This is a genomic window from Leptospira sp. B5-022 (assembly GCF_000347035.1).
Classification (GTDB): Bacteria; Spirochaetota; Leptospiria; order Leptospirales; family Leptospiraceae; genus Leptospira_B; species Leptospira_B cinconiae.
In genome coordinates, this window is sequence record NZ_ANIJ01000026.1 from 1 (window position 1) to 1613 (window position 1613).

Genomic DNA, 1613 nt, shown 5'->3' on the forward strand with positions numbered 1-1613 from the left:
ACTTTCGGCTAACGACCAAGGTGTTCCGACGTTCGCAACGGCACGAGTTTGCCCATGCAAACGAAGTGACGGAAGCGAATGTGGCGAAGCCCAAGCAAGGGTTGCGTAGCAAGCCCGCAGCGCTGCGGAAGCACCGACAGTTAGGCGACGTTTTGAATCATTTGCAGTAAAGCTTGCAAAGAACTTTATGAAAGGCACGTGCAAATAGAGATTCTGTTTTAGTTGGGTAGCTCGCTGGATGATAACCTTCAAATTCCCAATCTAGTTTTTTACAAATTTCTTTAGCTGTTTGCTCCCAATCTGCTCTACTACAAGATTCAATAAATACCGTCACCATCTCTAAAATTGCCGATAGCGAATATCGCTCAATTAGAAAGTAAGGAGATTTAGAGACTAAAGCATATTTTTCTTCATAGTTTTTTGTTATAAAATGCCCATCAAAATAATCAGACCCTATCTCATCTGATGGCCCAATTGAAAACGTTATCCAAATGTCTATATCATAAGGGTCCTCTGGTACCCAATCTTCAATAGGATCATGGTCATTAGCATCAAAATCAAAAGCTCTTATTACTGGCTTTTTCATACAAAATCCTTTGAGTTACGAAATATAGTAGCGCTAATTTACAATTATTTCCCATCTTCGACTTTTCAGCTAAAGTAAAATGATCAAAATGTCGCCTAACGACCAAGGTGTTCCGACGTTTTGCGAGTCCGAAGGACTTGGCGCGAGACTTGCTCTGCAAGGCGAGTGACAAAGCAAAATGTGCCGAAGGCCAAGCAAGGGTTGCGTAGCAAGCCCGCAGCGCTGCGGAAGCACCGAAAGTTAGGCGAAGTTCGGTATCGATTACGAAAAATGCTTCAATAGGAAATCTTCAACAAAAGCGATTAGGCTCTTTACGTCTGGTGTATCGATTTTTTCCCAGTCCGCATGAAATGCCTTGTTGCGCAATGTTGTGTATGACTGAAGAATCTTAAGCTGCGGCCCCGCGATAACCGATTTGGATTTAAGGGAATTTATAACTTGGGACATATCCTGATCGTCCGTATTTAATCCGTTCATAGACGCTAAGCGTTTTAAGGAATCTTCCAATGCAGCGCATGCTAAAACGGCAGCTACGTCTTTGTTACCTGCCTCAATGCTTAATCTAGCCATTAGCACAAAATCAGCAAAAAGATCGCCAGATATCTCTCGCTCTAGACTACTAAGTAAGTCATCTTCGACTTCTTTTTGAAAATTAGTGAGAAATCCAAGAACCGTGTGAAAAATCACTTCGAATTTTGCGTTCTCATTGTATTTAGATCCTGCTATTGTGTTGCGAATATCTTTTAGAGAAGCGAATTGAGGTGAATTAACACCGTAGACCATACTCGCGAGACTTAGTGTTCCGGTGTAGAGTTCCTCAGTAGCCTGATAGATATTCTGCGTCCCTGAAATCAATTTCAACTGTTCAATGCGTTTTAGGATACGTTCTTTGAATGATTTCATGAGATATGATACTCCATTACCGAATTTCGCCTAACGACCAAGGGTTGGCGACGTTTCGCGAGTCCGAAGGACTTGGCACGAGGCTTGCCATGCAAGACGAGTGACAAAGCGAAATGTGGCGAAG

General features: G+C 42.6%; 2 protein-coding genes. Both read right to left on the minus strand.

The window, feature by feature from the left end:
* Positions 1-157 precede the first annotated feature (157 nt).
* Positions 158-586 carry an Imm8 family immunity protein gene (locus tag LEP1GSC192_RS13510; protein WP_036090200.1) on the minus strand — a complete coding sequence of 143 codons (429 nt, stop codon included), beginning with the start codon at positions 584-586 and terminating at the stop codon, positions 158-160.
* 261 nt (positions 587-847) lie between these two features.
* Positions 848-1489: a hypothetical protein gene (locus LEP1GSC192_RS13515; RefSeq protein WP_020770541.1), complete on the minus strand. Its 642-nt coding sequence runs from the start codon at positions 1487-1489 to the stop codon at positions 848-850.
* Positions 1490-1613: the final 124 nt, after the last annotated feature.

Coding starts and splice junctions, on each gene's coding strand:
- LEP1GSC192_RS13510 (WP_036090200.1), bottom strand. CDS start 586: ATGAAAAAGCCAGTAATAAGAGCTTTTGATTTTGATGCTAATGACCAT.
- LEP1GSC192_RS13515 (WP_020770541.1), bottom strand. CDS start 1,489: ATGAAATCATTCAAAGAACGTATCCTAAAACGCATTGAACAGTTGAAA.